The organism is Buttiauxella agrestis ATCC 33320 (genome assembly GCF_000735355.1).
GTDB lineage: Bacteria > Pseudomonadota > Gammaproteobacteria > Enterobacterales > Enterobacteriaceae > Buttiauxella > Buttiauxella agrestis.
On the sequence record NZ_JMPI01000016.1, the window covers coordinates 40,288 to 47,544 of the forward strand.

The following is a 7,257-nucleotide window of genomic DNA, read 5'->3' on the forward strand; positions in this document are numbered from 1 at the left end:
AATTGACCAGCAGAAGGAAGAGATGGTGAAAAAGATTCTATTGTCAGCTATAGCCGTGTGCAGCTTGTTCGCACTTTTTGGCTGTAATAACCGGGCTGAAGTTCAAACTTTGCAGCCAACACAAGCCGCAGAACTACAACCGATGCAGCAAAGCTATCGAGGTGTACTCCCTTGTGCGGATTGTTCAGGAATTGAAACGTCGCTGTTTTTAGATAAAGATGGCTCGTGGGTCATGAATCAGCGCTACGAGGGCGCGAAAGAGCCAGCGGTATTTGCCTCATATGGCAGCTGGGCGCGTACGGCAGATAAATTAGTGTTGACCGAAAGCAACGGTGAAAAGCTCTACTTCCGTCCGAAAGGTGATGATCTGGAAATGTTGGATCGTTCCGGCAATTCTATTGAGTCCCAACTCAATTACACCTTGAAGCCAATGAAAGCGGCGTTGCCTGCAACCCCAATGGCCATGAAAGGCATGTATAAATACATGGCTGATGCGGCGATTTTCCAGGATTGTGCCACGGGTAAAACGTTTGATGTAGCCAGCAACGCGGAACTTGAGCGTGGTTACGCAGCAGCTCGCGGTGAAGATTACCAGCCGGTGTTGCTGGTGGTAGAAGCGCACTTTACTTTGCAGGCCTCGCCAGACAGTGGGGAACTGAGAAAAACAGTTGTTACTGACCGGGCTGCAAAGTTCGAGCCGAAGAAAACCTGCCACGACTGATAAAATCTTCATAAAAAAAGCCCCGCCAGGTGACTAGCGGGGCTTTTTATTTTGTACTGCTTAAATTTTAGCGCTGGATCTGGGCCAACAGGAAATCAATGATTTCGCTGGTTTTGATCATCTGCTTCTCACCTTCACGGCGATTTTTGTATTCAACTTCTTCGCTATCTAGATTGCGATCGCCGATAACAACAGTGTGTGGAATACCAATCAGTTCCATGTCAGCAAACATCACGCCTGGACGCTCTTTACGGTCGTCCATCAGCACTTCAATGCCTTTAGCACGCAGAGTGGAGTACAGCTCTTCAGCCAGTTCTTTCACGCGGAAAGACTTGTGCATATTCATCGGCAGGATAGCAACCTGGAACGGTGCAATAGCGTCTGGCCACAGGATGCCGCGCTCGTCGTTGTTCTGCTCAATGGCTGCTGCCACTACGCGAGTCACACCGATACCGTAGCAACCCATGGTCAGTGTCTGGTTACGACCATCTTCACCCTGAACAGAGGCTTTCATTGCTTCTGAATATTTGGTACCGAGCTGGAAGATGTGGCCAACTTCGATACCGCGTTTAATCAGCAGCGTACCTTTACCGTCCGGGCTTGGATCGCCTTCGACAACATTACGGATATCAGCAACTTCTGGCAGCGCAACGTCGCGTTCCCAGTTAATACCGACGAAGTGTTTGCCATCGATATTTGCGCCAGCGGCGAAATCACTCATCGCAGCAACGGTACGGTCAACAACCACAGGGATTGGTAGATTAACTGGGCCAAGTGAACCTGGACCGGCTTTAACTACCGCACGAATTTCTTCTTCGGTTGCGAAAGTCAGCGGGGCAGCAACTTGCGGCAGTTTTTCGGCTTTAACTTCGTTCAGCTCGTGATCGCCGCGAACCAGCAAAGCAACCAGTGGGTAAGCGCTACCTTCAGCCGCTTTAACCATCAGAGTTTTGACTGTTTTATCAACTGGTAGGTTGAACTGCTCAACCAGCTCAGCGATGGTTTTCGCATTCGGGGTATCAATCTGCGTCATTTCAACGGCTGGTGCTGCACGGCCGCCAACCGGAGCAACCGCTTCTGCAAACTCGATATTCGCTGCGTACTCAGATTCGGTCGAGAAGATGACATCATCTTCACCGCTTTGTGCCAGCACCTGGAATTCATGAGAAGCGCTGCCACCAATAGAACCGGTATCAGCTTCTACTGCGCGGAAATCCAGACCCATACGGGTGAAGATTTTGCTGTATGCCTGATACATCGCATCGTAAGTTTCCTGCAAGGATTCCTGAGAGGTATGGAAAGAGTAAGCGTCTTTCATCAGGAATTCACGGGAACGCATCACGCCGAAACGTGGGCGAACTTCGTCACGGAACTTAGTCTGAATCTGGAAGAAGTTCAGTGGCAGTTGTTTGTAAGAGCTGAGTTCATTACGAATCAAGTCAGTGATGACTTCTTCGTGAGTTGGGCCGAGGACAAATGGACGATCGCCACGGTCAACAAAACGCAGCAGCTCTGGGCCATACTGTTCCCAACGACCACTTTCTTGCCACAAATCTGCGGGCTGAACCACGGGCATGCACATCTCGATGGCACCGGCGTTGTTCATCTCTTCACGCACGATGTTTTCGACTTTTTTCAGGACGCGCAGACCGGTTGGCAACCAGGTATACAAACCAGAAGCGAGTTTGCGGATCATCCCGGCACGCAGCATCAGTTGGTGGCTGATGACCTCAGCGTCGGCTGGTGTCTCCTTCAGTGTGGAGAGCAGATATTGGCTAGTACGCATGTTGTTACGGTTCCATTTGAACGGCAGATAACTGGCTACCTGAGTAGCCTGATGCAAAATAAGTGTTTTAGTTTACCAGTGTGGCAGGAATGTCAAAAGAGAAGGGCGATAAATTAACGGTTCTCAACGGCAAACACTTCCGAGCCGTGCTCAGTTACACGCCAGCGAACATTAAAATCTAGCAATAAAACGGCGTAGCTTTTACCAGGGTCTTCTGCTTTACGATAGGCCGGGCGTGGGTCTTGTGCCAGCACCTGGCGGATAAAACGCTCAATGTACGGATAATGTTTATCGAGTAACGATAATCGCTGTTGTACTTCTGGCGTGAAATAAACCGACATATCGGCAACGGGAGCATTTTGCGCGTAACCCGCAACGGCTTCTGGTATCGCTTCGGCAAATGGTAAATAAGGTTTGATATCAACGACCGGCGTACCATCGACTAAATCCAGACTGCCCAACTGCAAAATGACCTGATCTTTTTGGCAACGAATCCCTTTCAGCTCGACCAAAGACATGCCGATGGGATTCGGGCGAAAGGTGGAACGCGTAGCAAATACGCCCATCCTCGCGTTTCCACCGAGCCGTGGCGGACGTACCGTGGGCCGCCAGCCACCTTCCATCGTTTGGTGGAAGACAAAAAGCAGCCATAGATGGCTAAAGCCTTCAAGGCCGCGTACGGCATCTGCCACATTATACGGAGGCAGTAAATGCAATTCGCCACCGCCATCAGTGACTAAACCGGGTTGGCGGGGAACGGCAAACTTCTCTTTATAAGGAGAGTGAATAACGCCAATTTGCTCAAAACCAAATGCTGTCATTTTGCGGAGACGTTTAACGCAGACCCAACACAAACGGCCTGACGGTAGCAACCTGGCGTGCCGCTAGTCACATCACAACTATGCAACAGCACCGCGTTTGCTTTCATTTTTGATGCGTTAACTTGCAAGCGTTTACGAGCTGTCGGGATATTGGGTGGAGAATCCTGATTGCTAACCTGGCATGAATCGCCACTGACTTCACCGAGATCGCGGAATGGCTTACCGACTAACTCTTCAGCATTGGTATAGATTTTTACGGGTGCTGGTTTCACGGCCTTAGGTTTTGCAGGCTCGGCTTTCGGCGGTGTTGCAGTGCTTTTGATAGGTTCAACGGGGGATCTGCTTAGCATCGTACAGCCGCTGAGCATGACTGCTAATAAACAGATCGGTAAAGCACGCATAATTTTTCCTCAATGAATGATAAAACGCGATTATTGAACCAAGCTCTCGTACAAATAACAAGACGGGCATAAGCCCGTCTTAGATTATTTACGCAAAAATAGAAGAATGGAAACTTACCAGCCTTTTACTGCGCCGCCGTTGAAGACTTTGTTTGCTGCATCGTAAACTTCATCAGACTGATAAGCCTGAACGAATTTCTTCACGTTTTCAGCGTCTTTGTTGTCTTCGCGGGAAACGATCAGGTTTACGTATGGAGAGTCTTTATCTTCAACGAAGATACCGTCTTTCGCTGGAGTCAGGCCAATCTGGCTTGCATAGGTGGTGTTGATGATAGCCAGTGCAATCTGAGCATCGTCCAAAGAACGTGGCAACTGTGGTGCTTCCAGTTCAACCAGTTTCAGATTTTTAGGGTTCTCAGTTACATCCAGAACAGTTGGCAGCAGACCGACACCATCTTTCAGTTTGATCAGACCTTGTTTTTGCAGCAGCAGCAGGGAACGGCCAAGGTTAGTTGGGTCGTTTGGCAGGGCAATTTGCGCGCCAGTTTGCAGCTCATCTATAGATTTGATCTTTTTGGAGTAGCCAGCGATTGGGTAAACAAAGGTATTACCCACACCAACCAGTTTGTAGCCACGATCTTTGATCTGCTGGTCCAGGTATGGTTTATGCTGGAAGGCGTTAGCGTCGATGTCGCCTTTGCTCAGCGCTTCGTTAGGCAGAACGTAATCGTTGAAAGTCACTAGCTCAACATCCAGGCCATATTTTTCTTTTGCGACTTTCACTGCAACTTCTGCAACTTGTTGTTCAGCACCAACGATGACGCCAACTTTAATATGGTTTGGATCTTTCTCGTCTTGACCACAACCCACGAGTGCCAGAGACCCAATCAGAGCACCAACTGCTGCAAAGGTTTTAAATTTAAAAGACATATCCCTTCCTTACTATGTGTAAAAAACGATGTTGTGTTGAACGTATTATTTGTGAGTTACAGCCCGGACGATACGATCGCCTGAGAATTGAATTAAATACACTAATACCACCAATAACACTAATACCGTATTCATCACGGTAGCGTTATAACCGATATAACCGTATTGATAACCAATTTGACCTAAACCGCCAGCGCCCACGGCGCCGCCCATTGCAGAATAGCCAACCAGAGTAATCAGTGTGATGGTCGCCGCATTCACCAAACCTGGCAGTGCTTCAGGCAGCAATACTTTGCGGATAATTTGCATTGGCGTCGCGCCCATCGCACGTGAGGCTTCAATCAGGCCTGATGGAATTTCCAACAGGGCGTTTTCTACCATACGAGCAATAAATGGTGCTGCGCCTACTGTTAACGGCACGATTGCAGCTTGTAGACCAATCGAGGTTCCGACAATCATCCGGGTAAATGGAATCATCCATACCAGTAATATAATGAACGGAATGGAACGGAAGATATTTACCAGCGCTGACAGGCTATTATAAAGCTTCGCGTTCGCGCTGATTTGGCCTGGGCGGGTAATATAAAGAAGCACGCCTACAGGAAGTCCCAGAACAAAGCCAAAGAAGCCGGACACAAACGTCATCGCCAGCGTTTCATATACTCCTTTAAGGAGTAACCACATCATTGGCTCAGACATAACCCAGCACCTCTACTTTTACATGTTGCTGCTGCAAGTATGCGATTGCAGCGTCCATATCCTGATGTTCACCATGCAGCTCGCACAGCATAATGCCGAACTTCACACCACCGGCGTAATCCATCTGCGCGCTGATGATATTGCTGTTTACATTAAAGCGGCGTGCGGTTTCGGAAAGAAGCGGCGCATCAACTGACTGGCCGGTAAATTCCAGGCGAAGCAGTGGAACGGTAGTCTCGTTTTTCTCTGTGCTTAAACGCTGGGCGTAATCTTCCGGGATATCCAGATGCAAAGTTGATTGAATAAATTGCTGCGCAAGAGGTGTTTTCGGATGAGAGAACACTTCGCTTACAGTGTCTTGTTCTATTAACTCACCGTCACTAATGACTGCGACGCAATCACAGATGCGTTTTACAACATCCATTTCATGAGTAATTAAGAGAATCGTCAGGCCAAGACGGCGGTTTATATCTTTCAGCAACTCCAGAATCGAACGTGTTGTTGCTGGATCCAGGGCGCTGGTGGCTTCATCACACAAAAGCACTTTAGGGTTGCTTGCCAGCGCACGCGCAATCGCTACGCGCTGTTTTTGCCCGCCGGACAAGTTGGCTGGATAAGCATCGTGCTTTTCGCTCAGCCCGACCAGATCGAGCAACTCTGATACCCGGCGTTTGATTTCTTCGCGCGGTGTATTATCCAGCTCCAACGGTAATGCAACATTGCCGTAAACTGTGCGGGAAGAGAGCAAGTTAAAATGCTGAAAAATCATGCCAATCTGACGGCGTGCTTTGGTCAGCTGGCTTTCAGAAAGTGTGGTCAGTTCCTGGCCATCGACCTGGACTGAACCTTGCGTTGGACGCTCAAGCAGGTTTACGCAACGGATAAGTGTGCTTTTCCCAGCACCTGATGCGCCAATCACGCCATAAATTTGCCCGGCAGGAACATGCAAACTGACATTATTCAATGCCTGGATGCTGCGATTCCCTTGCTGGAACACTTTGGTGATATTCGAAAGTTTAATCATTAGGTTATTTATTATCGTATGAGTGTAAGCCGTGGCATTTTCTGCTGCCGACAACGGGCGATGACCGTTATCGATATGGATGTTAAGGCATCCAGACGTCTAAATCAATCTGCGAATGATTGTCTATTCCCGCCAGGATAAGAAATCATGCGATACTACCGCTAATAATCCCAGTTTCAGGAGTTTCCAAGTGGCACAGTCTGTTCCCGCTATTTTTCTCGATCGTGATGGCACCATTAATGTTGATCATGGCTATGTCCATGAAGTTGATCAGTTTGAGTTCATTGATGGTGTAATTGATGCAATGCGTGAGTTAAAAGCAATGGGCTATGCGTTAGTGCTTGTCACCAATCAGTCAGGTATCGCCCGCGGCATGTTTACTGAAGCGGATTTTGAAAATCTCACAGAATGGATGGACTGGTCTTTAGCAGACCGTGGCGTTGATCTTGATGGCATCTATTATTGTCCGCATCATCCCGAGGCAATAGTAGAAGAGTTTCGCCAAAGCTGTGATTGCCGCAAACCGCAACCGGGTATGTTGCTTTCCGCTCAAGAGTTTCTACATATAGATATGGCCTCTTCTTATATGGTTGGCGACAAACTAGAAGACATGCAGGCGGCATCAGCGGCACAAGTAGGGACAAAAGTGCTGGTTCGCAGCGGTAAGCCAGTGACTGAAGAAAGCGAAGCGGCGGCAGATTTGGTAATTAATAGCCTCAGCGACCTGCCAAAAGCGATTAAAGCGCGTCAAAAATAGACGTGGCGCTCGAAAAATAAGCGTTCGGTCATGATTTTGAAATTAGGGGTTGTCAGCTCCCAGAAAATCCCTATACTGCGCCTCCACTGACACGGCACAACGGCTTACAAACCGGCCC

At 48.6% G+C, this 7,257-nt stretch carries 8 protein-coding genes; 2 read left to right on the forward strand and 6 right to left on the reverse strand.

What is annotated here, in order from left to right; all coding sequences use genetic code 11:
• The first annotated feature begins 25 nt into the window (after nt 1-25).
• The gene (gene nlpE, locus GBAG_RS03400) at nt 26-721 is read left to right on the forward strand and encodes an envelope stress response activation lipoprotein NlpE (RefSeq protein WP_034493543.1); all 696 of its coding nucleotides are present in this window, start codon (nt 26-28) and stop codon (nt 719-721) included.
• Nucleotides 722-788: 67 nt separating this feature from the next.
• On the opposite strand, the gene proS is transcribed toward nlpE, so the two are convergent.
• From proS to metN, 6 genes are all read right to left on the reverse strand, one after another.
• Nucleotides 789-2,507, reverse strand: coding sequence for a proline--tRNA ligase (gene proS / locus GBAG_RS03405; protein ID WP_034493525.1), 1,719 nt, complete (start codon nt 2,505-2,507; stop codon nt 789-791).
• Nucleotides 2,508-2,620: 113 nt separating this feature from the next.
• Nucleotides 2,621-3,328, reverse strand: a complete 708-nt coding sequence (gene tsaA / locus GBAG_RS03410; RefSeq protein ID WP_034493527.1) for a tRNA (N6-threonylcarbamoyladenosine(37)-N6)-methyltransferase TrmO — start codon at nt 3,326-3,328, stop codon at nt 2,621-2,623.
• The gene (rcsF, locus tag GBAG_RS03415; RefSeq protein ID WP_034493529.1) at nt 3,325-3,729 is read right to left on the reverse strand and encodes an Rcs stress response system protein RcsF; all 405 of its coding nucleotides are present in this window, start codon (nt 3,727-3,729) and stop codon (nt 3,325-3,327) included. The genes tsaA and rcsF overlap by 4 nt, the downstream gene beginning before the upstream one ends.
• 114 nt (nt 3,730-3,843) lie before the next feature.
• Nucleotides 3,844-4,659 carry a MetQ/NlpA family lipoprotein gene (locus GBAG_RS03420; RefSeq protein WP_034493531.1) on the reverse strand — a complete coding sequence of 272 codons (816 nt, stop codon included), beginning with the start codon at nt 4,657-4,659 and terminating at the stop codon, nt 3,844-3,846.
• Nucleotides 4,660-4,704: 45 nt separating this feature from the next.
• On the reverse strand, nt 4,705-5,358 hold the full coding sequence (locus tag GBAG_RS03425) for a methionine ABC transporter permease MetI (protein WP_034493533.1): 654 nt from the start codon (nt 5,356-5,358) through the stop codon (nt 4,705-4,707).
• Nucleotides 5,351-6,382, reverse strand: a complete 1,032-nt coding sequence (metN, locus tag GBAG_RS03430) for a methionine ABC transporter ATP-binding protein MetN (RefSeq protein ID WP_034493535.1) — start codon at nt 6,380-6,382, stop codon at nt 5,351-5,353. Before metN ends, GBAG_RS03425 begins: the two co-directional genes overlap by 8 nt.
• Before the next feature lie 190 nt (nt 6,383-6,572).
• Between metN and gmhB the strand changes: the two genes are divergently transcribed.
• Complete coding sequence (gene gmhB, locus GBAG_RS03435) at nt 6,573-7,139, forward strand: D-glycero-beta-D-manno-heptose 1,7-bisphosphate 7-phosphatase (RefSeq protein ID WP_034493537.1); 567 nt, start codon at nt 6,573-6,575, stop codon at nt 7,137-7,139.
• Nucleotides 7,140-7,257 lie beyond the last annotated feature (118 nt).